Source organism: Tumebacillus algifaecis (genome assembly GCF_002243515.1).
GTDB classification, from domain to species: domain Bacteria; phylum Bacillota; class Bacilli; order Tumebacillales; family Tumebacillaceae; genus Tumebacillus_A; species Tumebacillus_A algifaecis.
The window spans coordinates 2,592,762-2,616,764 of sequence record NZ_CP022657.1 but is presented as its reverse complement, the minus strand read 5'-3'; the positions used below and the strand labels follow the sequence as shown (position 1 = coordinate 2,616,764).

Annotated in this window: 16 protein-coding genes, 13 tRNA genes and 1 rRNA gene; 29 read left to right on the top strand and 1 reads right to left on the bottom strand. The window is 54.2% G+C overall.

The annotated features are described in order from the left end of the window. Window positions 1-129: 129 nt before the first annotated feature. The 6 genes from mutS to CIG75_RS10820 all read left to right on the top strand — a co-directional run bounded on the left by mutS (window position 130) and on the right by CIG75_RS10820 (window position 7,254). Window positions 130-2,844, top strand: a complete 2,715-nt coding sequence (mutS, locus tag CIG75_RS10845) for a DNA mismatch repair protein MutS (RefSeq protein WP_172844451.1) — start codon at window positions 130-132, stop codon at window positions 2,842-2,844. After that, complete coding sequence (gene mutL, locus CIG75_RS10840) at window positions 2,845-4,914, top strand: DNA mismatch repair endonuclease MutL (protein WP_094236672.1); 2,070 nt, start codon at window positions 2,845-2,847, stop codon at window positions 4,912-4,914. It begins immediately after the preceding gene. Beyond that, window positions 4,915-5,709, top strand: a complete 795-nt coding sequence (locus CIG75_RS10835) for a class I SAM-dependent methyltransferase (protein WP_094236671.1) — start codon at window positions 4,915-4,917, stop codon at window positions 5,707-5,709. It abuts the gene before it with no gap. Further along, window positions 5,709-6,668, top strand: coding sequence for a tRNA (adenosine(37)-N6)-dimethylallyltransferase MiaA (gene miaA / locus CIG75_RS10830; RefSeq protein WP_407701289.1), 960 nt, complete (start codon window positions 5,709-5,711; stop codon window positions 6,666-6,668). Before CIG75_RS10835 ends, miaA begins: the two co-directional genes overlap by 1 nt. Window positions 6,669-6,713: 45 nt before the next feature. Continuing rightward, window positions 6,714-6,944, top strand: coding sequence for an RNA chaperone Hfq (gene hfq / locus CIG75_RS10825; RefSeq protein WP_038094535.1), 231 nt, complete (start codon window positions 6,714-6,716; stop codon window positions 6,942-6,944). A gap of 100 nt (window positions 6,945-7,044) precedes the next feature. Beyond that, window positions 7,045-7,254, top strand: a complete 210-nt coding sequence (locus CIG75_RS10820) for a hypothetical protein (RefSeq protein ID WP_094236669.1) — start codon at window positions 7,045-7,047, stop codon at window positions 7,252-7,254. 58 nt (window positions 7,255-7,312) lie between these two features. On the opposite strand, the gene CIG75_RS10815 is transcribed toward CIG75_RS10820, so the two are convergent. Then, window positions 7,313-7,867, bottom strand: a complete 555-nt coding sequence (locus tag CIG75_RS10815) for an Hsp20/alpha crystallin family protein (protein WP_094236668.1) — start codon at window positions 7,865-7,867, stop codon at window positions 7,313-7,315. A 250-nt stretch (window positions 7,868-8,117) separates the two neighbouring features. Here CIG75_RS10815 and CIG75_RS10810 point away from each other — a divergent pair. The 23 genes from CIG75_RS10810 to CIG75_RS10710 all read left to right on the top strand — a co-directional run bounded on the left by CIG75_RS10810 (window position 8,118) and on the right by CIG75_RS10710 (window position 23,863). Beyond that, a tRNA-Trp gene (locus CIG75_RS10810) sits at window positions 8,118-8,193 on the top strand. 62 nt (window positions 8,194-8,255) lie between these two features. Next, window positions 8,256-8,330, top strand: a tRNA-Gln gene (locus tag CIG75_RS10805). A 10-nt stretch (window positions 8,331-8,340) separates the two neighbouring features. Beyond that, window positions 8,341-8,423 (top strand) — tRNA-Leu (locus tag CIG75_RS10800). An 18-nt stretch (window positions 8,424-8,441) separates the two neighbouring features. Next, window positions 8,442-8,518, top strand: a tRNA-Arg gene (locus CIG75_RS10795). A 6-nt stretch (window positions 8,519-8,524) separates the two neighbouring features. After that, window positions 8,525-8,600: transfer RNA gene (locus CIG75_RS10790), tRNA-Ala, on the top strand. Between the two features lie 4 nt (window positions 8,601-8,604). Further along, a tRNA-Asn gene (locus CIG75_RS10785) sits at window positions 8,605-8,680 on the top strand. A gap of 4 nt (window positions 8,681-8,684) precedes the next feature. Next, window positions 8,685-8,761, top strand: a tRNA-Glu gene (locus tag CIG75_RS10780). A 3-nt stretch (window positions 8,762-8,764) separates the two neighbouring features. Beyond that, a tRNA-Val gene (locus CIG75_RS10775) sits at window positions 8,765-8,840 on the top strand. A gap of 73 nt (window positions 8,841-8,913) precedes the next feature. Then, window positions 8,914-8,989 (top strand) — tRNA-Met (locus CIG75_RS10770). 3 nt (window positions 8,990-8,992) lie between these two features. Beyond that, window positions 8,993-9,069: transfer RNA gene (locus tag CIG75_RS10765), tRNA-Asp, on the top strand. Window positions 9,070-9,088: 19 nt separating this feature from the next. After that, window positions 9,089-9,179, top strand: a tRNA-Ser gene (locus CIG75_RS10760). Between the two features lie 3 nt (window positions 9,180-9,182). After that, window positions 9,183-9,256 (top strand) — tRNA-Gly (locus CIG75_RS10755). A gap of 4 nt (window positions 9,257-9,260) precedes the next feature. Next, window positions 9,261-9,337, top strand: a tRNA-Ile gene (locus CIG75_RS10750). A gap of 9 nt (window positions 9,338-9,346) precedes the next feature. After that, window positions 9,347-9,463: ribosomal RNA gene (rrf, locus tag CIG75_RS10745) — 5S ribosomal RNA — on the top strand. A 446-nt stretch (window positions 9,464-9,909) separates the two neighbouring features. Next, entirely contained in the window at window positions 9,910-13,065 is a 3,156-nt protein-coding gene (locus tag CIG75_RS10740) for an MMPL family transporter (RefSeq protein ID WP_172844450.1), read from the top strand. A 50-nt stretch (window positions 13,066-13,115) separates the two neighbouring features. Beyond that, window positions 13,116-13,517 carry a TetR/AcrR family transcriptional regulator gene (locus CIG75_RS10735; RefSeq protein ID WP_094236666.1) on the top strand — a complete coding sequence of 134 codons (402 nt, stop codon included), beginning with the start codon at window positions 13,116-13,118 and terminating at the stop codon, window positions 13,515-13,517. Window positions 13,518-13,573: 56 nt separating this feature from the next. Next, complete coding sequence (locus CIG75_RS21435) at window positions 13,574-13,696, top strand: hypothetical protein (RefSeq protein WP_265415030.1); 123 nt, start codon at window positions 13,574-13,576, stop codon at window positions 13,694-13,696. 70 nt (window positions 13,697-13,766) lie between these two features. Then, window positions 13,767-14,876, top strand: coding sequence for a tRNA 2-thiouridine(34) synthase MnmA (gene mnmA / locus CIG75_RS10730; RefSeq protein WP_094236665.1), 1,110 nt, complete (start codon window positions 13,767-13,769; stop codon window positions 14,874-14,876). Window positions 14,877-15,018: 142 nt separating this feature from the next. After that, entirely contained in the window at window positions 15,019-15,531 is a 513-nt protein-coding gene (locus CIG75_RS21530) for a type I restriction-modification system subunit M N-terminal domain-containing protein (protein WP_322348581.1), read from the top strand. Beyond that, a complete protein-coding gene (locus CIG75_RS10725) occupies window positions 15,510-16,559 on the top strand; it encodes an N-6 DNA methylase (protein WP_322348613.1) in 1,050 nt (349 codons plus the stop codon). Before CIG75_RS21530 ends, CIG75_RS10725 begins: the two co-directional genes overlap by 22 nt. Then, window positions 16,556-17,815, top strand: a complete 1,260-nt coding sequence (locus tag CIG75_RS10720) for a restriction endonuclease subunit S (protein ID WP_094236664.1) — start codon at window positions 16,556-16,558, stop codon at window positions 17,813-17,815. Before CIG75_RS10725 ends, CIG75_RS10720 begins: the two co-directional genes overlap by 4 nt. A 257-nt stretch (window positions 17,816-18,072) precedes the next feature. Then, the gene (locus tag CIG75_RS10715) at window positions 18,073-19,164 is read left to right on the top strand and encodes an SDR family oxidoreductase (protein WP_094236663.1); all 1,092 of its coding nucleotides are present in this window, start codon (window positions 18,073-18,075) and stop codon (window positions 19,162-19,164) included. A 178-nt stretch (window positions 19,165-19,342) separates the two neighbouring features. Further along, window positions 19,343-23,863 carry a non-ribosomal peptide synthetase gene (locus tag CIG75_RS10710; protein WP_094236662.1) on the top strand — a complete coding sequence of 1,507 codons (4,521 nt, stop codon included), beginning with the start codon at window positions 19,343-19,345 and terminating at the stop codon, window positions 23,861-23,863. Window positions 23,864-24,003: the final 140 nt, after the last annotated feature.

The following is a 24,003-nucleotide window of genomic DNA, read 5'->3' as shown; positions in this document are numbered from 1 at the left end:
ATTGAATGGAAAAGTCTGGTTTCTCACAAGAGGAATCAGGCTTTTTTGTTTGAATAAGGTAGGGACTAATTTTCGCGACTTTTGATATAATGGACAACGAATGAGCATAGAGCGGGAGGATTTAGCTGAATGGCGAAGTTTACACCGATGATGCAGCAATATATGGATACTAAAGCACAGGCGCCCGACGCCTTGTTGTTTTTTCGCTTAGGCGATTTTTATGAACTGTTTTTTGATGATGCGGTGACGGCTGCGCGGGAGCTCGAAATCACCTTGACCGGGCGGGGTAGCGGGTCGGATGAAAAAATTCCGATGTGCGGTGTACCACACCATTCGGCGGAGAACTATGTGCTACGCTTGGTGGAAAAAGGCTATAAGGTGGCAATTTGTGATCAGGTGGAAGATGCATCGGCGGCTAAAGGCATCGTGCGCCGTGAGATCGTGCGCGTCGTGACGCCGGGCACGGTGATCGAAAGCAAAGCACTTCAAGAAAAGACCAACCTTTACCTCGCGTCGGTCGTGCCCAAAGACGGCATGTTCGGGTTGGCGTTTTGTGATCTCTCGACGGGGGAATTGTCAGTTGTGGAACATGCAGATGAGCAGGCGATGCTCGATGAGATGATCCGCTTCCAGCCAGCCGAAGTCGTCGTTCCGGCGGGAGAGGAGAACAGCGAGTATGCAATTACCATGCACGATCTGTTGCGCACGGTTCTGACCACTGGCGGGGAGAAGACTCACCGCCATGATCGGGCCAGCGCAACGCTGCTCGAGCATTTTGGCGTGATCTCTGTCGATTCGTTCGGACTGGCGCAGTACCCGTTGGCAGTCTCCGCGGCCGGGATGCTGCTGTCTTACCTGTCCGCGACGCAAAAGCGGAGTTTAGGCCATTTGAAAATGCCCGCTTATATCACGAGCGATGAATATATGACGCTAGACTCATTTTCACGCCGCAATCTGGAGCTGATCGAGACGCTTCGCGACAAGGGTAAGCATGGGGCACTGCTCGGGCTTCTCGATGAGACGGTGACGGCGATGGGCGGAAGGCTTTTACGTCGCTTTGTCGAGCGGCCACTGGCGAACAAACAGCGGATCGAGGAGCGCTTGGATGCGGTAGGAGAACTGCACGAGCATCTGCTGCTGCGCGAAGACCTGCGCCAACTGCTCGATCTCGTCTATGATCTGGAGCGCTTGGTAGCGCGGGTGGCGTACGGATCGGCCAATGCAAGGGATTTGCAGGCGATCGGATCGTCGCTGTCGATCTTGCCGCATGTAAAAGAGCGTCTCGCTGCCACCGCGTCCGGGCTGATGCAGGGAATCGCTGAGCGGATGGAAGATTTCGGGCCAGTTGTCGATCTGATTGAGCGCGCGGTGGTGGACGAGCCTCCGGTTTCGCTAAAAGATGGTGGCGTGATTCGAGACGGGTTTGACGAGTACTTGGACACGCTGAAACAGGCGAGCCGCGAAGGGAAGCGCTGGATTGCCAACCTGGAAGCGACCGAGCGCGAAAAGACGGGCATCAAATCGCTCAAGGTCGGCTTTAATAAGGTGTTTGGCTACTACATCGAAGTGTCGCGAACGAATGTGCAGTATGTGCCCGACACGTACGAGCGCAAACAGACGCTGACCAATGGAGAGCGCTATGTGACGCCGGAACTGAAGGAAAAAGAGTCGCTGATTCTGGAAGCGGAAGAGAAATTGATCGATCTGGAGTACCAGACGTTTGTCAAAGTGCGGGAGGAGGTCGCAACTTGGCTGGCCAAGATTCAGCAGGCGGCCGAATCGATCGCGCTCGTAGACGTGTTGCAGTCGCTGGCGACCGTTTCGGCGAAGCGCCGCTATGTGCGTCCTGTGATTGCGACCGATGATCGGATTTTGATCACCGAAGGGCGTCATCCGGTGGTGGAAGCGATGCTCAAGGGCGAACCTTTTGTTGCCAACGATACGGTGTTGGACAATGCCAGTCATCAGATTTCGTTGATCACAGGGCCGAACATGGCGGGGAAATCAACCTACATGCGGCAGGTGGCACTGATCGTATTGCTCGCTCAGATCGGTTGCTTCGTGCCGGCAGATCACGCCGAGATCGGGATTGTGGATCGCGTGTTTACTCGCATCGGCGCTTCGGACGATCTGGCTGGCGGACAATCGACATTTATGGTCGAAATGGTGGAACTGGCCAACATTTTGCACCATGCGACTCCGAAAAGTTTGATCATCCTCGATGAGATCGGGCGTGGAACCTCGACGTTTGACGGGATTTCCATCGCGCAGGCGGTCGTTGAATTTTTACATCAAAATCCAAAGGTGGGCGCAAAGACGTTGTTTGCGACACATTATCATGAATTGACGAAGTTTACGGAGCTGTTTGCAGGGGTGCGCCACTATTCGACGCACGTGCAGGAACAAGGCGAAGGCATCGTATTTTTGCGCAAGATTCTACCGCAGGCGGCCGACCGCTCATACGGGATTCAAGTGGCAAAACTGGCCGGACTACCACAGGAAGTATTGGTGCGAGCTCGGGAAATTTTGGCCGAACTGGAGCAGGGCAAGCCGGAGTGGGCCGAGCAGAGCGGGTATCGTCCCAAAGCGGAGTTGGGCGGTGCGATGATCTTGCGCGAGGAGGCGGAATGCGAGGCGGCACCCGCTATTGAAGAGACTCCGAGCAAGAAAAAAGCGGGAAAAGAAGCGGCTAACTCGATGCAATTGTCCTTGTTTGCGGATCAGGCTGCCGACCATCCGATCGTGGCGGAACTGCGCACGCTTGACGTGATGAAATTGACGCCGCTCGATGCGATCAATCTGATCTATCAACTGCAGCAACGAGCGCGGGAAAGCGAGGCATAGATGGGAAACATTCAGGTTCTGAGCGACCTGCTCGCCAACAAGATCGCCGCCGGAGAAGTGGTCGAACGCCCGGCGTCGGTCATCAAAGAGCTGCTCGAAAATGCGATCGATGCGGAAAGTACGCAGATCATCGTCGAAATTGAGCAAGGCGGCCTCGATCTGATCAAAGTTTCGGACAACGGGGTCGGCATGGAGCGCGAGGACGCATTAAAAGCGTTCGAACGCCATGCGACGAGTAAGATCAAGACGGATAAGGACCTGTTCCGCATCCGCACGCTCGGCTTTCGCGGCGAGGCGTTGCCGTCGATCGCCTCGGTGGCCAAGGTGGAGGCGAAGACGCGAACGCTTGCGGCGAACGAAGGCACTCGGGTGGTGATCGACGGGGGCAAACTGGTGGCTCATGATGTATGCGCCGCCAAAAAGGGCACGGAAATCGCCGTTCGAGATCTGTTTTTCAACACGCCCGCGCGCTTGAAGTACCTCAAGTCGATTCAGACGGAGCTCGGGCACATTTTGGACTATGTCAATCGGATGGCGATGGCCCATCCGCACATTTCGTTTCGGCTGTATCACAACGGACGGCAGGTGATTCAGTCGCCAGGTGACGGGAAGTTGCTGCATGCGGTGGCCGCCATCTATGGCAGCGATCAGGCCCGGCAGATGGTGCCTGTCGAGTGGGAAACCTATGATTACAAGATTGAAGGCGTTGTGGGATACCCTGAACTAAACCGAGCCAATCGCAACCATTGTTCCTTTTTTATCAATGGTCGCTTTGTCAGAAGCTATCAATTGATGAATGCCGTGCAGTCGGCCTACCACACGCTGTTGCCGATCAATCGCTATCCTGTCGTGGTGTTGTCGCTGTCGCTCGATCCTGGTTTGGTCGATGTGAACGTCCATCCCAACAAGTTGGAAGTGCGCTTTTCGGAAGAAAAAGACGTGATGACCGCCGTACAGCAGGCGGTGGAACATGCCTTAAAAGGTCAGACCTTTATTCCGAAGGCGACAGCAAAATCGATCGATGTGCAGCCGAAGGAAAAATCGTCGCAAGAGACGATGGATCTGCGTGTGATCTCCCCAGCTCGACAGCCGGAACCAACTCCACCCGGCCCGGCCCGATACATGCCTGGCACCAACGGGCCGAAATATCGCGAATCGCTTCCACAGGGTGGCGCTCTCGTGCGCGAAACGCCGATCGCTTCTTATGGCGCCAAGGATCGCAGCCGAGAACGCGATGCAACTTTGACTCGTCAGCAGGTCGATGCCGCATTGGGGGCCTACCGCCGACCGACTGAAGAACGGACGGACGGTGTTGCACATTCGAACAAAACTGACCGGGCAGCTGAAGTGGTGACTGGTCAGTCGGATGGACAGGCGCGGTCTGTTGATGGGCGACCAAGCGAGCAGGCAAGTGTGTCGCGCCAAGAAGTGGTTCCTCAACAAGAGACAACCTCAGTTGGTGAACCAGAACGGCATGAGGGTGCCAACGTCCCGCAGTTTCAGCCGGTCGCACAGGTGTTGGGCATGTACATCGTGGCACAGGATGATACGGGGCTGTATCTAATCGACCAACATGCGGCGCATGAAAAAGTTTTGTTTGAGAAATTTTCGAGCAAGCTGTCGGCTCGTCAGATCAATCCGTTGCCGTTGCTGGTTCCGCTCACGTTAGAACTGACAGCGGCCGAAGCGGCGCAGTTGGAGGAACAGATTCCGGCGCTGACCGAATGCCAGATCGAGGTGGAAAGCTTCGGTGGCAGGAGCTTTCTGATCCGTTCGGTACCCGACATCTGGGAAGGGCTGAACACACAGGGGCTCCTACAGGAGCTGATCGATGAACTGCTTCAGGAAGGCAGTGCGAAAAGCCCACTGCAACTGATCGAAGACAAAGTGATCACCAAAGCGTGCAAAGCGGCGATCAAAGCGAACCAGTGGCTATCGATGCCTGAGATGATCGCTTTGTGCGATCAGTTGCGGGAGTTGAAAAACCCGTTTACCTGCCCGCACGGACGCCCGATCATCATCCACATGTCGAACTATGATCTGGAAAAGCAATTCAAAAGGGTGATGTAGTTGAAACACAGTCCAATTACCGTAACCACCGGACTGAAAGTCCGCGATGAATACGTAAAACAAGCGCACGAGTATGCCAAAGCGATCGGCGGTACGTACGTCCAGCGCAACAGGCACTCTCTAGCCAAAATGCAGGAGACGTACGGTGATCCGTTGCTCGTCGTCTCCGAACGGGTCAAGTTGCACATCGGAGAAAATGAATTCTTTTTTCACCCCAGCATGGCCAATACGAGAATTAAGCGGCTTAAATCTGGCGAGAATGATATCGTGATCGAATATACTGAAGCTCGGGCTGGCGATGTGATTCTCGACTGCACGCTGGGCCTTGGCTCGGACTCGATCGTCTTTGCACATGTCGTAGGCGAGACAGGGAGGGTGATCGGCGTGGAAGCATCGCCGGTTATCGCCTATATCGTCCAGCGTGGCCTGCAGGAATTCACCGTCGATGTCCAAGCGGTAAATGTTGCGATGCGGCGCGTCGAAGTGGTCGCAGCCGACCATCTCGACTATATGCGCACGCTTCCGGACAATTCGGTGGACATCGTGTATTTCGACCCGATGTTTCGCCACACCGTTTTAAAGTCGCAGTCGATGGAACCGATGCGCGTCTTAGGCGATGATCGCCCGATCCTGCTGGAAGCGATCGGCGAGGCGAAGCGTGTGGCGAGACGGCGCATCGTGATGAAAGAGCGCTGGTATTCCACCGAATTTGCGCGCCTCGGGTTCCAACGTTTACGCAAATCTTCCGGCTCGACAAATTATGGGGTGATTGATCTGGAGGAGAACCGCATATGATGGGAGACAAACCGAGAATTCTGATCATCGTAGGTCCCACCGCCGTTGGCAAAACGGCGCTGAGCCTCGCCTGTGCAAAAGCCTTGAACGGCGAGATTCTCTCGGCCGACTCGATGCAGATTTACAAAGGCATGGACATCGGCACGGCAAAGATCCGGCCAGAGGAGATGGAAGGAGTTCCGCACTTTGGGCTCGACCTCGTCTACCCAGACCAGCCGTATACGGTCGTGGAGTTTAAGGCGTATGCAGATCGAATGATTCGAGAGACTCAGGCGCGCGGCAAACTGCCAATCATCGTTGGCGGTACGATGCTGTATGTCAAAGCGCTGATCGATCCGATGGATTTTACGGAAGCTAAAGAAGACCCCGAGTTTCGTCAACAGCTCTGGCAACAAGCTGAGGAGCAAGGCGGCGATCCATTACATAAACGGCTGCAGGAGGTCGATCCGATCACTGCAGAACGTCTGCATCCAAATGATGTAAAGCGTGTGATCCGAGCTCTGGAAGTGCATCATGCGACCGGTGTGCCTTTGTCCCAATCGTTCACCAATCAGGCAACGGAAGGGCCTTATGACCCGGTGCTGGTCGGTTTGAACCTTGCAGATCGGCAGGAGCTCTATCAGCGCATCAATCGGCGAGTGGACATCATGATCGAGCAGGGGCTGGTCGAAGAGGTGAAAGCTTTATTAGCAGCAGGTTACCATCGTGACCTGCAAAGCATGCAGGCGATCGGTTACAAGGAGATCGTCGATTTCCTCGACGGGCGTGCTACGTTCGAAGAAGCGGTCGAAAGCGTGAAACAGGGATCGCGGCGCTACGCCAAGCGGCAACTGTCTTGGTGGCGGCGTGAAGAACGGATTCATTGGTTCGATGGAGGCCATCTGAACGAAGATGGAGCTCACCTCAACGAATCAGAATGTTTACGAAAAATCAGCAACATGCTAGAAGGAATTTCGTAGAAGGGGTTCGAATACCTTATATAAAAAGAGATGGGGGTAAATACTTTGAACAAACAACAAATCAATATCCAAGATCACTTTCTGAATCAAATCCGCAAGGACAACATTCCGGTGATCATTTACCTCGTGAACGGTTTCCAAATTCGAGGTGTTGTCAAAGCATTTGACAACTTCACGATCATCGTCGAGTCAGAAGGCAAGCAGCAAATGGTCTATAAGCACGCAATCTCTACGTTTACCCCGATGAAGAATGTAAGTTTTCACGCTGCCGAATAAGCGTTGAGATAGATAACGCTTGGGAAGTGTTCCATTGGAACACTTCTTTTTTTATTTTCTGCGCGAGTGGGGCAGACTGGAGGGGTGAGGTGATAGAGCTGTGTACAACGAACAAGATCAACTGCCGCAAGGGATGACCGTCGAGCATATCTTCGAGATCCTAAACGATGTCAAGACGGCCAAGCTCCCCGTGTCGGACGCGGTCGATTCGCTCGCCTATTGGTACCACGAGGCGTTTCAAACGGGGGAAATCAATGTAGAAGAACCGTCCGAAGCTGACCTGTATGACGGCGAGGACCTCTGGACGTAGAGGGATAGGAAAGACCGCAGCGGAGCGACTGCGGTCTTTTTGTGCCGATTGCTTGTGATTAAAAAGTGATCGGCACGCTATGGCCGCGTCTTTTCGGACCTTTGCGAGTATCTTTGATCATTCGCACTTCGAGCAGGCCGTTTTTGTACTGCGCACGTGCCTGTTGCTGGCGAACGCGGTGGGGAAGTGTGACGCTGCGCTCAAAGGAGCCGCGAAACCGCTCATCCAAGTGAAAGCGATCCTTGGCAAAGTTGAGGAAACGGCCGGCTAGCGACCCCGAGACGGTCAGCTCCTCCGGTTGCACATCCACTTTGACGTCGTTGGCCGATTCTAAGCCGGGTACTTCGATGATCGCGACAACTTCCTGACGGGTCTGATAGATGTCGATGCGCGGGAACTGGCTGTCATGCATCACATCGGTGCCATGCAAACCTTGACCGCCGAACAGACCTTGCCAATCGGGCATTGCTTGTAATTTGTTGAGCTCAGCCATCGGAAGCTGCTTCATGACGTTTTGCAAAAACTGTGGGCCGAACATGCGGCGTAACCCTTCGTTCATGTTGCCAAGTCCGCGCATCTGATCAAGCGGATTGCCGTTGTTATTGTTCATCATGAGCCAGTTTCACCTTCCTTCGCTGTTACCAAGCTATGCAACATGCGACTTTGAAGGTGCCGGACGATTTATGGTTTCTGGAGAAGAGAAATGAGCCTAGATGTTGTCAATTGACGATAATCTGCCATTTTGTTCGATCACGGCTGTTGAAAAGGGGAATCTAATCATGGTACATTATATCTCGTCAGGCGGGCAACAAATTAATGCTTGACCGAAGATGCAGGCTGTGATAGAATGGTTCTCACGATACAGGGGTATAGTTCAGTTGGTAGAACGTCGGTCTCCAAAACCGGATGTCGTGGGTTCAAGTCCTACTGCCCCTGCCACTCTTACAACAACTACCACTTGATTCGCATTGCGATATGTGGTAAATTATAAACTCAGCCGGTGGGGAGTCGCCAAGCGGTAAGGCAACGGACTTTGACTCCGTCATGCGAAGGTTCGATCCCTTCCTCCCCAGCCACTTTATGTATGCGGATGTGGCGGAATTGGCAGACGCACTGGTTTTAGGTACCAGCGGGCGACCGTGGGGGTTCGAGTCCCTTCATCCGCACCACTTTTATTCGATTCACATGTGCCTTTAGCTCAGCTGGATAGAGCGTTTGACTACGAATCAAAAGGCCGGGGGTTCGAATCCCTCAAGGCACGCCATTTTGTGGGGGTATAGCTCAGTTGGTAGAGCACCTGCCTTGCAAGCAGGGGGTCAGCGGTTCGAATCCGCTTATCTCCACCATTGTTCCTCGATAGCTCAGTTGGTAGAGCGCCCGACTGTTAATCGGATGGTCACAGGTTCGAGTCCTGTTCGGGGAGCCAGTAAGGCTCGTTGGAGAAGCGGCTTAACTCACCGCCCTTTCAAGGCGGCATTCACGGGTTCGAATCCCGTACGAGTCACCATTTGGAGGTTTAGCTCAGCTGGGAGAGCATCTGCCTTACAAGCAGAGGGTCGGCGGTTCGATCCCGTCAACCTCCACCATCTTTACAATAGAGTAAATCCGATTGATTGTAGCGGTATTCTGTTACGCATAGGTACTCTAACATCATATCATCGCGGGGTGGAGCAGTTGGCAGCTCGTCGGGCTCATAACCCGAAGGTCGCAGGTTCAAGTCCTGTCCCCGCAACCACATGGAGCTGTGGTGTAGTGGCCTAACATGCCCGCCTGTCACGCGGGAGACCGCGGGTTCGAATCCCGTCAGCTCCGCCATTTTCATATGATGTTTCACGGAGAGTTGGCCGAGTCGGTCGAAGGCGCTCCCCTGCTAAGGGAGTATACTGGAAACAGTATCGAGGGTTCGAATCCCTTGCTCTCCTCCATTTGCGGATGTAGTTCAATGGTAGAACTTCGGCTTCCCAAGCCGACAGCGTGGGTTCGATTCCCATCATCCGCTCCACAATGGGCCCATAGCTCAGTTGGCTAGAGCGCACGACTGATAATCGTGAGGTCGGAAGTTCGAATCTTCTTGGGCCCACCATTTTGTACGTCTAGTGGTAATGTCGTGGAGGTCACACCTGTTCCCATCCCGAACACAGAAGTTAAGCTCCTCAGAGCCGATGGTACTTGGACCGCAGGGTCCTGGGAGAGTAGGACGCCGCTAGGCAAAGAGAAGGACTCAGTTCAATGAACTGGGTCTTTTTTGTTGTTCAAGGTCAATAGAAAAAGTGCCGCGTTCGAAGCGGAGCGAAGAACCACCGGAGCGAAAGCGGAGGTATGGTACTTGGACCGCAGGGTCCTGGGAGAGTAGGACGCCGCTAGGCAAAGTAAGACTCAGTTCACTGAACTGGGTCTTTTTCGTTGTCCAAGGTCAATAGAAAAAGTGCCACGTTCGAAGTGGAGCGAAGAACCACCGAAGCGAGAGCGGAGGTATGGTACTTGGATCGCAGGGTCCTGGGAGAGTAGGACGCCGCTAGGCAAAGTAAGACTCAGTTCATTGAACTGGGTCTTTTTTGTTTTCATGTTGACACCGTGTCATTTGTCGCTGTATAGTAACTCTTGTGATTAAAAATGACACGGTGTCATTTGTCCTGTCAAGGAGGGGAGAAACCTTTGATCGAAACATGGATTCGCGGCTTGGCGAAGGCCCGCTGGTTTGTGGTGCTCTTGTGGGTGGCGCTGGTCGCAGGTTCAGTTTTTGTGATGCCCGATCTTGGGAAGATCGTCGCAGAGACAGAATCGGCGTTTGTACCTTCTGACGCTGAATCAGAGCAGGCCAAACAGTTGCTGGAGCAGATCTCACAAGATGATCAAGCAAAGTCATCGGCCATCGTAGTGATGCACCGTGACGGCGGTTTGACCGCAAACGACCGCGATTGGTTGAAGGGAAAATGGGAAGAATTGATTCGAGACAAATCAGCTCTCGGTATCGAGAACACTCAAACAGCCTACGAAGAACCGTCGCTGGCCGACAAGTTTGAAAGCAAAGACAAAACGACACAGATGCTCCTCGTCGGTTTCCCGCGTGAAGGTCAAGCGGAAGTGACGCAAACCAGCATTGACTTGCTTCGTGAGCGACTTTCGGAAGTCCCGGAAGGTGCACAAGCCTATGTGACAGGCGGCGCTGCCATCATGAAGGACTACATGACCACTTCGAAAGATGGTTTGCGCAAGACGGAGTTCCTGACGATCGGTCTGGTGCTCGCGATCTTGCTGGTGGTTTTCCGCTCTCCAATTGCGCCGTTTGTGCCCTTGTTGACCATCGGGCTGTCGTTTATCCTGTCCCGTGGTCTGGTGGCGCTGGCGACAGAATTCGGGATGCCAGTCTCCTCATTTACGGAGACCTTCCTCGTGGCCGTCTTGTTCGGTGCAGGAACCGACTATTGTATCCTGTTGATCCACCGCTTCCGAGAAGAGTTGTCCAATGGATTGGACCGCGTGGATGCGCTGGTGAAAACGATGAAGACGGTTGGTAAAACGGTTATTTTCTCGGCTTCGACCGTTTTGATTGGCTTTTTCATGATCGGATTTGCGAAATTCGGTTTGTACCAATCGGCAGTCGGCGTGGCGATCGGGATGGCGGCCACATTGATCGCTGGCTTGACGCTGACCCCGGCGCTGATGATGATCTTAGGGCCGAAGATGTACTGGCCGTTTCAGATCAAACCTGGTCAAGGGCACGGCGATTCGAAATTGTGGGGCGGCATGGCGTCGCTCGTTTCGCGAAAGCCGCTGCTCGTGCTGTTGATCACGGTGATCATTCTCGCACCGCTCACCCTGCTGTTCCAAAACGAGCGCTCGTTTGATGAGATCGCCGAGATCGATCCGGAGATCGGCTCGGTAAAAGGTTTCCGCACCATTGAGAACGCCTTCTCTTCAGGGGAGATGTTCCCAGTGACGGTGGCGATCACTTCAGATGAATCGATGCGCAATGCAGAAAGCTTGGCGGCACTGGAGAAGATCTCTGCCAATGCCAGCCAGGTTCCGAATGTCAAAGAAGTTCGCAGCGCTGCACGCCCACTCGGGGAGCAGCTTGAGGAACTTGTGCTCAGCAAGCAGTTGAATCAAGTCAACGATGCGCTTGGTGAGATGAGATCGGGTGTTCGCGAGTTGAAGGACGGTCTAAGCGAAGCATCGTCCGGACTTACGAACGGGCAAGGCGATATTGTCAAACTCGAAGATGGTCTGGGCACGATCGCATCGAAGCAAACAGAAATCGCTAAGGGCACCGAGCAGATCGCACAAGGTCTCAAGCAAGGTGCGCAGCAGATTCAAGCAGGTCTGCCGCAGCTACAAGAGCTTGGCGGAGGGCTTGGTAAGCTTCAGGCCAGCTCGACTGAGATGCAACGGGGCCTGCAACAGATCAATGGCGGTCTGCAACAGACGAAGGATGGTTTGAATGGAGCAGTGAACGGTCTTGGCACTTTGCAGCAAACGACAGCGTCGATGTCTGCAGACCTGCAACAACTCCTGCAAAACTACCCGCAGTTGGCGAACGATCCTGCGTTCTTGAGCCTGCAAGGCAAACAGCAGGGCGTGACGCAAGGGTTGTCAGAGTCGCAAAAAGGGTTGGCTCAGATCGACCCAGGCATGAAGCAGTTTGTAGACGGCACGGGCGAGATCGCCAATGGTCTCGGACAGATCGCCGCCGCACAAGGACAAATGCAAAAAGGCGTTCAGGCGCTTCCAGCGCAGATGGGTCAACTGGCGCAAGGCTTAAACCAATCGGTTTCCGCTTTGAACCTGATCAAAGACGGTCAAACCCAACTGGCTGACGGCACGAAACAAGCCGGCGGTGGGGTCGGTGAATTGAAGTCGGGCCTCAATGACCTGAACAAAGGGCTCGGCGAAGGCACGAACGCGCTCGGTCAGATTGCTGATGGCTTAACACAAGTCAAAGATGCACAGACGGGCATGGTCGAAAATGGTGCAAAGCAGATCGATGGCTGGTACCTGCCGCCGGAGATGGTTGCCGAAAATGATGACCTGAAGAAGGCGTTCGACAGCTACTTGTCGCCAGATGGCAAAGTGGCGAAACTCGAAGTGGTGCTCGCGATCAACCCGTATTCCAATGACGCGATCAACATGCTCGATCAGATTCGCTCGGCGATTGAACAAGGAGCGTACGGAACAGCTTTGAAAAACCCGCAGATCAAGTTCACCGGCACGACCGCGCAATATAGTGAACTTTCCGGAATTTCGAAGGCGGACTTCATCCGCACGGGCGCATTGATCCTGATCGGGATTTACATCGTGCTCGCGCTGTTGCTCCGTTCGGTGCTGGCACCGATCTACTTGCTGGTATCGCTCGCGTTCTCCTATCTGGTGACGATGGGGATCATCGAATGGATCTTCGTCGATCTTCTCGGGCAGCCGGGCTTGTCATGGACCGTCTCCTTCTTCGCGTTCATGCTGTTAGTAGCTCTGGGGGTCGATTACTCGATCTTCCTGATGGCGCGTTTCCGTGAAGAGTATCTACACTCCCAAGATGTGATGACCTCGATGAAACGCGCGATGACGACCACTGGCGGTGTGATCATTTCTGCCGCGGTGATCATGGGTGGCACGTTCGCCGCACTCGTCTTTTCCGGTGTGGCTTCGATGGTGCAGATCGGTGCGACCGTATTGCTCGGATTGATCCTCTACACCACAATCGTGATGGGACTGATCGTCCCTGCTACTGCCATCTTGTTTGGTGAAGCGAACTGGTGGCCGCTGAAGCGATCGAAAAAATCTTCCGTTCCGAAAGAAGAAGCGGTACAATACTAGGGAAAGGGGCGTGCGAACGCCCCTTTTTTTAAAGATTTGAGGTGTGACCATTGCATGTACAGAAAAAGGAAGCGCGCCAAGAGCGAATCCTGGCCGAAGCAGCACGGCTCTTTGCCGAAAAGGGCTATGAGCAGACCACAGTAAGCGACATTGTGAAGGCGTGTGAGATGGCTCGCGGAACGTTTTATCTGTACTTTGATTCCTTGGAGTCCGTTTTGACGGAGTTGTTCCGCAACACAACCGACCTGCTCTGGGAAGAGGTAGAGCGTATCAGCGGCAACAGTCTGGTCGGGGATGATGTGCTAAGAACGATCATCAGGTCCATTTTCAACGCCTTGGCTGATAAAAAAGAATTGCTGCAAGTCTATCGCTCCGGCGGGGGCACGAGTTCCAACTGTTTAAATACCGCTCGTTTTGTGACATCCTCGGTACCCGCGTTGTTGACCTGCTAAAACAAGGGCAAGAAGCGTGCGAACTGCGTACCTGTTCACCGCTATTGGTGTCGCAGATGATCATTTCCTTGGTCGATCAGATGGCCTATTACACGCTGGTGCTGGAAGCAGGCGAGCATGACCGTGAACAGGTAGTTGAGGAACTATGCGATTTTATCTTATATGGAATATCAAAATAGACCCTTGCTAAAATGGACAACATAGTCTATGGTACAAACACAGAACGTTTTCTTTAGATTGGGGATGCATATGAGTAATAGACCGGAAGAAACCCGGGTTGTCGTGGGCATGTCAGGGGGCGTCGATTCCTCCGTCACCGCTTGGCTGCTCAAGCAACAGGGGTACGATGTGATTGGCGTATTCATGAAAAATTGGGATGACACCGACGAATTTGGCCACTGTACGGCGGAGGATGACTTTGCTGACGTGCGCCGCGTTTGTGATAACATCGGCATCCCGTATTACACGGTGAATTTTGAGAAGGAATATTACGAGAAAGTGTTCTCCTACTTCCTCGACGAATATAGAAAAGGCCGCACGCCCAATCCGGACGTGCTGTGCAACCGCGAGATCAAGTTTAAGGAGTTTCTTGATGCGGCGCTCGATCTCGGAGCTGATTATATCGCGACTGGGCATTATGCCCGCGTGGAGCAGCAAGGCGGGGAATATCGTTTGTTGCGCGGTGTTGATCAGAACAAGGATCAGACCTATTTTCTCAACCAGCTCAGTCAATATCAGCTTTCCAAAGCGATGTTTCCGATCGGCGACCTGCCGAAACCGGAAGTGCGCAAGATCGCTGAAGAAGCAGGTCTGGCCACCGCGAAGAAAAAGGATTCGACCGGCATTTGCTTCATTGGAGAGCGCAATTTTAAAGAGTTCTTGAGCAACTACCTGCCGGCCCAACCGGGGGAGATGCAGACATTGTCCGGGGAAGTGAAAGGCCGTCATGACGGCCTAATGTACTACACCCTTGGTCAACGTCACGGGCTTGGCATCGGTGGCTCGGGTGATCCGTGGTTTGTGGTTGGGAAAGATTTGGAGCGCAATGTGCTGTATGTGGAGCAAGGTGAACATGAGGAGTTGTTCTCACGCGGATTGTATGCGACAGATCTCAACCTGTTCTCCGAGGTGAACCGTCCGCAGACCTTCACCTGCACAGCTAAATTCCGCTATCGTCAGCCGGACCAAGGTGTCACCGTGCACCTTCATCCTAACAACACCTGTGTGGTCGTGTTTGACCAACCGCAAAAAGCGGTCACCCCAGGCCAATCGGTCGTTCTGTACGATGGTGATGTCTGCTTGGGCGGTGCGACGATCGATCGCGTGTTCAAGACCGAAGCAGAGCTCTTACAGGTGTAAATGCACGAGAAAGCCATTGGCCGCGATGTGCCAATGGCTTTTTTTCACGAAATGAAAAGTGTCGTTTGAAGGAATGCGCCTGAGTGCGTCAAATATTCTTCTGTTGTGGAGAAATGGTTGCACGTAAGTAGGAGGCTCCCCGATGGATCAGATAACCGCCGAGTATTTAACTCATTTACATACAGAGATTGAGAATTGTTCACAGCCGCTCGTGACGCAACAGCAATTAGAGTCCCATCTGTGGGAAGCGGCCAACATTTTGCGGGGGTCGGTTGACTCGTCCGATTATAAAATCTATATTTTCGGCATGTTGTTTCTCAAACGGCTGTCCGACGTGTTTTTAGAGGAAGCGGCGCGCATCTTCGCGCAAACGGGCAATTTGCACCTCGCGATGTATGAGCCGACAGCCCATCAGTTTTTTCTACCAGAAGATGCGTTGTGGTTCGATCTACAGCGGTATCGCACAGCGGTGGGGAAAAAGCTCAATTTGGCGTTTTCCGCCATTGAAAAAGCGAATCGGGACAAGCTTGAAGGGGTGCTGGAAACGATCGATTTTGATGTGAAGACGCTCACCGACGGCACGCTGTCCCAGCTGATTCACCAGTTTGAAACCCTCCCCTTGGCAACTCCAATCTGGAAAAACCGGACATTTTAGGGGCGGCCTACGAGTATCTGATCGCGCAGTTTGCCGATGACGCTGGTAAAAAAGGCGGCGAATACTATACGCCGCACAAGGTCGTGCAACTGCTCGTCGAACTGCTAGATCCACAAGCTGGCATGATGATCTGCGACCCGACCTGCGGCTCGGGCGGAATGCTGATCGAATGCGCCAAGCATGTGGAGCGCAGCGGCGGCCAGGAGCGGCAGTTGACCTTGCACGGGCAGGAAAAGAACATGAACACGTGGGCGATCTGCAAAATGAATCTGCTTCTACACGGCTTGATCGACCACCAGATCGAGTTTGGCGACACGATCCGCACGCCTAAGCTCACCGAAGGCAGTCGCTTAAAACGCTATGACCGCGTGATCGCCAATCCCCCCTTCTCTTTGAAAAATTGGGGGCTGGAGGAAGCGCGCGAGGACCGCTTTGGTCGTTTTGAGTACGGACTGCCCAGCCATTCCTATGGTGATTTCGCGTTTGTACAGCATATGATTGCCACGCTCAATGAAACGGGAAAATTGGCGGTCGTGATGCCAAATGGAGTGTTGTTCCGCGGCGGGCAAGAACAGCCGATTCGCAAAGCCCTGCTGGAAGCGGACCTGTTTGAAGCGGTGATCGCCTTGCCGCCCAACCTGTTTTTCGGCACGGGCATCCCGGCTTCGATTCTGGTGTTCTCGAAAAACAAACCACCGGAGCGACGGGAAAAAGTGCTGCTGATTCAGGCGATGAACGGCTATCAGGCTCGCAAAAATCAAAATTTCCTGCGCGAAGAAGATCTGAGGAACATCGTGGGCGCCTACCAACAGTTTCAAGATCAAACGGGATACTGCAAGGTGGTCGCGCTCTCCGACATTCGCGGACAGGACTACAACCTGAACATCTCCCGCTATGTGGAGAGCGGTGAGCGTGGCGACCGGATCGATCTGGAGCAGGCGGTCGCCAATCTGCGACGGCTGGAAGCGGAGCGCGAGGAGATCACTAGCACGGTGTATGGATACTTAAAGGAGTTGGGGCTGTCATGACCGACCAGCGCCACGATTGGCAACAGGTCGCTTTGGGCTCCGTCTGCCGCCTGCAGGGCGGTTTCGCCTTTAAAAGTGCTGCGTTTACAGATCGAGGCATCCCGATCGTCCGCATGTCGAACATGAAGGAGGCAGGGCTTGATCTGTCTGACGCCGTGTGCTATCCGGACGAGTTGTTGCTCGGCTTGGAACGCTTCCTGCTCGAACCGGGGGATCTGCTGCTCGGGCTGTCCGGATCGATCGGTTTTTCGGCGCAGGTGACAGAAGCGCACACACCCAGTCTGCTCAACCAGCGCGTCGGACGCTTCTTGGTCGATGAGTCGCAGCTCTCCGTCGATTTTTTGGCCCAGCTTGTGAAAAGCGCCTCCTTTCAGAAAACGTTGCGCATGCTCGCTTCAGGCGGTGCTCCTGCCAATCTGAGCGCGAAAGATGTGGAGGGCATTCTGATCGACTTGCCCACGCTGAAAGAGCAACGTCGGATTGCGGAGATTCTCGCTTCGATCGATCAGGCGCTCGTCAAGACGGATGCGATACTTGCACAAACGCAGGAGGTCAAACAAGGGACGATGGATCTCCTTTTGCAAAAGGGGATCGGGCACGAGAGCTTTCGGCAGACCGAGTTGGGTGAGTTGCCCGCTTCGTGGCAGGCGCTGCCGCTCAAAAAAGTGTGTAAGGTCAACCCTGGCTATCGGTTGAACAGAGGTGAGACCTACCCATATATCGAAATGGCGGCGCTCGACACGACTTTGCCCGATATTCAGTACCTTCTGGAGCGAGAGGTCAAGTCTCCAGGTGGCTCGCGCTTTAAAAGCGGCGACGTGCTGTTTGCTCGCATCACGCCTTGCACGGAAAATGGCAAGATCGGGCTGGTGCAGGACTTGCCGAGCAATTATGGTGTCGGCTCGACGGAGTTTATCGTCCTCTCTCCGTCGCCCGAGCAGATCCTCCCCGAATTTCTCTACTACACGGTGCGCAGCGAGCGGGTGCGCAGCTATGCGATGTCGCGGATGGGCGGCACGACGGGACGCCAGCGCGTGCCGAGTGAAGTGTTTAAAGAGGAGTTGCAGATCGCGCTGCCACCTCTCGATGAACAAAAGCGGATCGGGGAAATTTTGCGCGGTTTTGACCAGAAGATCGCCGCAGAGCAACGCGGGCGCAAAGGATTACAGGAGCTGAAAGCCGGGCTGTCCGAGCTGTTGCTCTCTGGACAAACGCGCGTTGTTCCGTCAGATGCTTGCCTGTGCGAATCGAAGTGAGACGCGCATAGCGCAAGATCACGTCAAGACTTGCCGAACTTGACTACCGATTGATCGGCGAAGCATGCTGATCGATGCCTAAGTTGCGAAGCAGCCCCTCGTATGCCCGCGCTTCGTGATGTGGCGTGCGATGAGCCAATCGCTACGGTGTCATAAACAGGATCATTGAGGAGCAAGTAGGCACGAGTACGTCTACAACATCGTAAGCGGATGGTTGTCGCGAGCTTGTTGCCGAATGCCGAAGGGAGAGGGTAGAGGTGCAGAATACGTATTTTTTCACCGGTTTTCCCGGTTTTATCGCCAGCCGCCTGATCGCGAGTCTGGTGCACAAAGATGTAACGGCGCGCTTTGAGCTGTTGGTACAGCCCTATCGAGTGGAAATGGCACAGGCTGCGGTGAATGAGCTGTGCCAGGCAGAAGGTGCCGATCCTGAGCGGTTCGTGCTGATCGCAGGCAACATCACCGAAACAGGGTTGGCGATCGGGGAGGATTACCTTGATGAGCTGGAAGACCGTGTGACGCATGTGTTCCACCTGGCTGCCGTCTATGATCTGGCCGTGCCGCAGGACATCGCCTATCGGGTCAATGTGCAGGGCACGGAGCAGGTCTGCCAGTTTGTCAGACGTCTGCACAATTTGCGGCGCTTCGTTTATTTTTCGACCGCCTATGTTTCGGGTGATCGCACAGGACGGATATTGGAAACGGAGCTCAGCGTGGGGCAGCAGTTTAAAAATCACTACGAAGCGACGAAGTATGAGGCGGAATTACGAGTGCAGGAACTGCGATCCGATCTTCCGGTGACGATCATTCGTCCCGGCATCGTGATGGGCGATTCAAAGACGGGCGAAACGGCCAAATTTGACGGACCGTATTTTGTGATGCGCTTCCTCGATGCGTTTGCGAAATTCCCGCTACCCTATGTCGGCGCTTCGGAAGCGAGGATCAATCTGGTGCCGATCGACTATATCGTGGAGGCGACCGTGTATTTGGCTCATGCTGACGAGGCGGCAGACGGCGTGTTTCATCTGACCGATCCTGATCCGTATCGGGCGCGCGAGGTGTATGAGCGAATCTGCCAAGAGCTGATCGGCAAAAAGCCTACGTATACACTTCCGTCGGCGCTGATCGGCTCTGCCTTGGCAATCGGTGCGTTCCGGCGATTTGTAAAAGTGGAAAAGGAGACGATCGTCTATTTTTCCTGCCAAGCCGAGTATGACGCAACGGAGGCGCAACGGGTACTGCAATCGGCAGGCATCAAGTGTCCCGACTTCCATTCCTATATTGAAAAAGCGGTTGCCTTTTACAAGTTGCACCGCGATGATCCAGATAAAATGATTTTGGTTCGGTAGCAAGAAAAATGAGCGTTTTCGATCGCCCGATCGGGCGGTGGGGAGGCTCGTTTTTTATGAACTTTTAAAGTTTCAGAAGGTTTAGATTGGATTTAGAAAGAAATAGAAAGGAGAACGAATGACTATTAATTAGATAACAGTTGAACTGGGATTTTGATAGAGCCAGGAGGTAGGGGAAATGGAACATTCAGGCAACCAGGCGATTTTGGAAGAAGGGGCATTTGTCTTTCCGGCGTCGTATGCACAGCAGAGGTTGTGGTTTCTTGACAAGTTGATGCCGGGCAGTGCGATGTATAACATTCCGTTTGCCTTGCGGATGTTGGGCAATCTCAATATTGAGGCGATGAGGCGCAGTTTGCAGGAGGTCGTGGTGCGCCACGAGACGCTGCGCACTGTATTTGCAGAAGAAAATGGCGCGCCGGTGCAGGTTGTGCTGCCAGAGATTCCGTTTGCCATGCCCGTTGTCGATTTGCGTCATCTTCCTGCCGAGTCGCGGATGGAACAAGTGAGCAAGCTGGCCGCTGAAGATTCCAACCGTCCGTTCAATCTGGCCAAAGGACCGCTGATCCGATCGACGCTGTTAAAATTGGATGAGCAGGACCATGTCATGCTGCTGACGATGCATCATATCATCTCCGACGGCTGGTCGTGCGGGGTGATGCAAAAGGAAGTGGGGGTGCTGTACGAAGCATTTTCCAGGGGCTTGCCTTCTCCGCTTCCTGAATTGCCGATCCAGTATGTCGATTTTACCAACTGGCAAATGCAGCATCTGGCAGGTGAAGAGCTAGAACGGCAGATCTCCTATTGGAAAGGGAAGTTGGGCGATCATCCGCCAGTGCTCCAACTGCCAACCGATCGCCCGCGTCCGGCGGTGCCGAATCACCGCGGGGCCTTCATGCCGTTTACGTTGCCTAAAAAGCTGATCGATAAGTTGAGCGAACGAGCAAAACAGGAAAACGTCACGATGTACATGATGATGCTGGCAGCCTATACGGTGTTGCTACACCGCTACACGGGGCAGGATGACATCACCATCGGTTCTCCGATCGCGGGGCGCAACATCGGGCAGATCGAAGATCTGATCGGCTTTTTTGTCAACACGCTTGTCATGCGCACCGACCTGTCCGATCGACCGACCTTCCGCGAGCTGTTGCAGCGTGTGCGCACCACGGCGCTGGAGGCGTACGCGCATCAAGATCTGCCGTTTGAAAAGCTGGTCGAGGAGATTCAGCCAGAGCGTAACTTGAGCTACACGCCTTTGTTTCAAACGATGTTCAGCCTGACAAATGCAACTGTGGGTGCGCAGAAAGTATCCGAACTGACGATCAGTGGCCTGGAGACAGGCCTCAACACAGCCAAATTCGATCTTAACCTGACGATGAGCGAGCACCCGCACGGGATCGTTGCGAACTTTGAATACAGTGTCGATTTGTTTGATTCTGCGACGATCTCGCGGATGACCGGGCATTTCACCCGACTGATCGAAGCGATTGTTGCCAACCCCGATGTAGAGATTGCGACCTTGTCGCTGTTGACGGAGGAGGAGTTGCACCAACAACTGGTCCAGTGGAATCAAAATGCGGTCGAGTACCCGCAGGACATGACGATTCCACAGATGTTTACGGAACAGGTGGCATGCTCTCCCCACAAGGTGGCTGTGAGTTTTGCCGGAGCAACGCTCACCTATGATGAGTTGAACGAACGGGCGAACGCGCTAGCACACATGCTGCAGCAAAAAGGTGTCGGGCCGGATGTGCTCGTTGCTCTCTGCGTGGAGCGATCGCTCGAGATGGTCATCGGAATGCTTGGGATTGTCAAAGCAGGTGGGGCGTATGTGCCACTCGACCCGTCCTATCCGCAAGAACGCCTCGCCTACATGCTGGAAGACAGCGGGGCCAAGGTGTTGTTGACACAGGAGCGTTTGCTGGCCGAGTTGCCGGAACATCGTGCCGAGGTGATCTGTCTTGACCGCGATTGGTCGCAGGTGGAGGCACAGAGCAAGTTGGCGCCCAATGTGACTTTGACGCCCGACCATCTTGCCTACGTGATCTACACGTCAGGTTCGACAGGCCGTCCGAAGGGCGTGCTGATCCCGCATCGCGGGGTCGCGCGATTGGTGAAAAACAGCAACTACCTGATGTTCGGAGCGGATGAAGTGTTCTTGCAACTGGCGGCGATCTCGTTTGATGCGGCGACGCCAGAAGTGTGGGGCGCCTTGCTCAATGGCGCGAAACTGGTCGTGTTTCCGGCGCAAACACCGACGATCGATGAAGTGGTGCGCGTGCTTGCTGAGGAAAAAGTGACCGTGGCGCTGTTGACCTCTGGCCTGTTGCCGCAGTTGGCAGACGCAAATCTGGACAGCATCGGCCACCTCAAACTGCTCTCGGTCGGCGGTGACGTGATGTCTGCACCGCACGCCAAGAAGTTTTTACAAAAAATGCCCGGTTGCGTGCTCGCCAACGCGTATGGTCCGACGGAGAATACGGTCGCTTCGGCCACGCTTTGGATGAACGATCCCGATCAGGTGGCGGCGGTGGTGCCGATCGGCCCGGCCATTCACAACAACGAATTGTACGTGCTCGATCGCCATCTGCAACCGCTTCCGGTCGGTGTACCGGGCGAACTGCATGTCGGAGGGCCGGGATTGGCACGCGGCTATCTGAATCGCCCAGAGTTGACCGAAGCGATGTTTATCGCCAATCCGTTCAAAGCGGACGGGTCGCGGCTGTACAAGACGGGAGACTTGGTGCGTTACCTGTCCGACGGGAGCTTGGAGTTCATGGGTCGAATCGACCATCAGGTGAAAATTCGTGGTTTCCGCATTGAACTGGCGGAAATCGAAAGCATTCTTGGCGAGCACCCGTCCGTGCAGGCTGTCGTCGTGCTGGCCCGCGAAGACCGCCCTGGTGACAAGCGTCTGGTCGCTTATGTGGTAGGTGATGACAACGACACGATGGCGTCCGAACTGCGCACCTATCTCAAAAATCTGTTGCCCGACTACATGGTGCCGTCCGCTTTCGTGCTGCTTTCCGAACTGCCATTGACGCAAAACGGTAAGGTGGACCGCCGTGCGCTGCCTGCACCCGATTCGGCCGACTATGGGCTGAAGGGACAGTATGAAGCGCCGCGCAACGAGGTCGAAGAACGATTGAGCCAGATCTGGCAGATCGTGCTTGGTCATGAGAAGATTGGCATCCGTGACAATTTCTTTGAGACGGGCGGTCATTCGCTGTTGGCCACACAGACCATTTCGCGGATCAATGAAGCGTTCGACGTGCAATTGCCATTGCGTCTCCTGTTCGAAGCTCCGACCGTGGCAGAACTTGCCGAGCAAATCGATGTGGCGCTCACCCATAAACGAGAAGAGGACTTCCCGCCGATTGTTCCGGTCTCCCGCAATGGTGAACTGGTCTGCTCGTTCGGTCAAGAGCGAGTCTGGCAACTCGATCGCATGGCGCCGGGCACGCCGATTTACAACATTCCGACGGGTATGCTCTTCAAAGGCAAGCTCGATGTTTTGGTGATGGAGAAAGTGCTCAATGAGATCATCAGTCGCCACGAGTCGTTGCGCACCGTCTTGTATGATCGGGGTGAAGGCGTGCGTCAGAACGTGTTGGCACCAGACTGGACACCGCTCACCGTGATCGAACTGCCCGGCTTGAGCGAAGAGCAGCGCAAAGCGGAGGTCGCACGGTACATGGAAATCGAAGCGGGTCGCAACTTCGACTTGGAAGCGGAGCCGCCGATGTACAGCGCGCTGTTAAAATTCGATGAGGAAGAACACGTTTGGATTCTAAATATGCATCACATCATCACCGACGGCTGGTCGACGGGCGTGTTCTCCCACGAATTTGCCGTACTCTATTCGGCCTATGTGTCCGGACAGCCATCACCGTTGCCTGAACTGACCATCCAATACGCAGACTTTGCCGCCTGGCAGCGGGGCTGGATGCAAGGGGAGTTCTTTGATCGCAAGATGGCATACTGGCTCAACCACCTCGGCGACGCGAAGCCGCCGAGCTACCCGACCGACTTCCCACGTCCGGAAGTGCCAGCGAAGACGGGCGACCGGATTCGAGTTGGCTTCTCAGAAGAATTGACGGCGCAAATCAAGCAGTTCTGCGATCAAAATGCGATCACGCCGTTCATGTACCTGCTCAGCGCGTTCCAGACGATGCAATTGCGCAATGGTGGTGGCGATGATATCACGGTCGGCTCGCCGATCGCTGGTCGCTATCGCAAAGAGTTGGAGAATCTGATCGGCTTCTTCATCGGCAACGCGCCGATTCGGGGTGATCTCTCTGGCGATCCGACCGTGCGGGACTTGTTGCGTCGTACCCGGGCGGCGACGCTTGGCGCTTTTGAGCACCAGATGATTCCGCAGGTGCTGATCTCAGAAGCGTTGCAGCGTCAAACACCGCTCTATCAAAGCATGTTCGTGTTGCAGAACTTCCCAACTTCCGATGTGGAACTGCCTGGCCTCACGGTGCATGGAGTCGATGGGGCACTGGAAGGGTCGAAGTTTGATTTTACGATCACGATGATGGATGCGGGAGGGCACTTCGTCGGATCGTTCGAATACAGTACCGAACTGTTTAAACGGGAAACGATCGACCGGATGCTTCTGCATTTCGAAACGATCGTGCAGGCGTTTCTGGATAATCCGGAGCAACGGATCTCCGAAATTTCGCTTCCGTAAAATTTTTCCGCAGAGGCTTAGGAAGAAACCGGCGTAGCAGAGCCGGTTTTTTCTTTTTGTGAAATAAAGATTTTAAGGCAGGTGTATTTTTGCAACGTGTAGAATTGAAATCAAGACTACTTTGGTAATTGGGGGTTTTT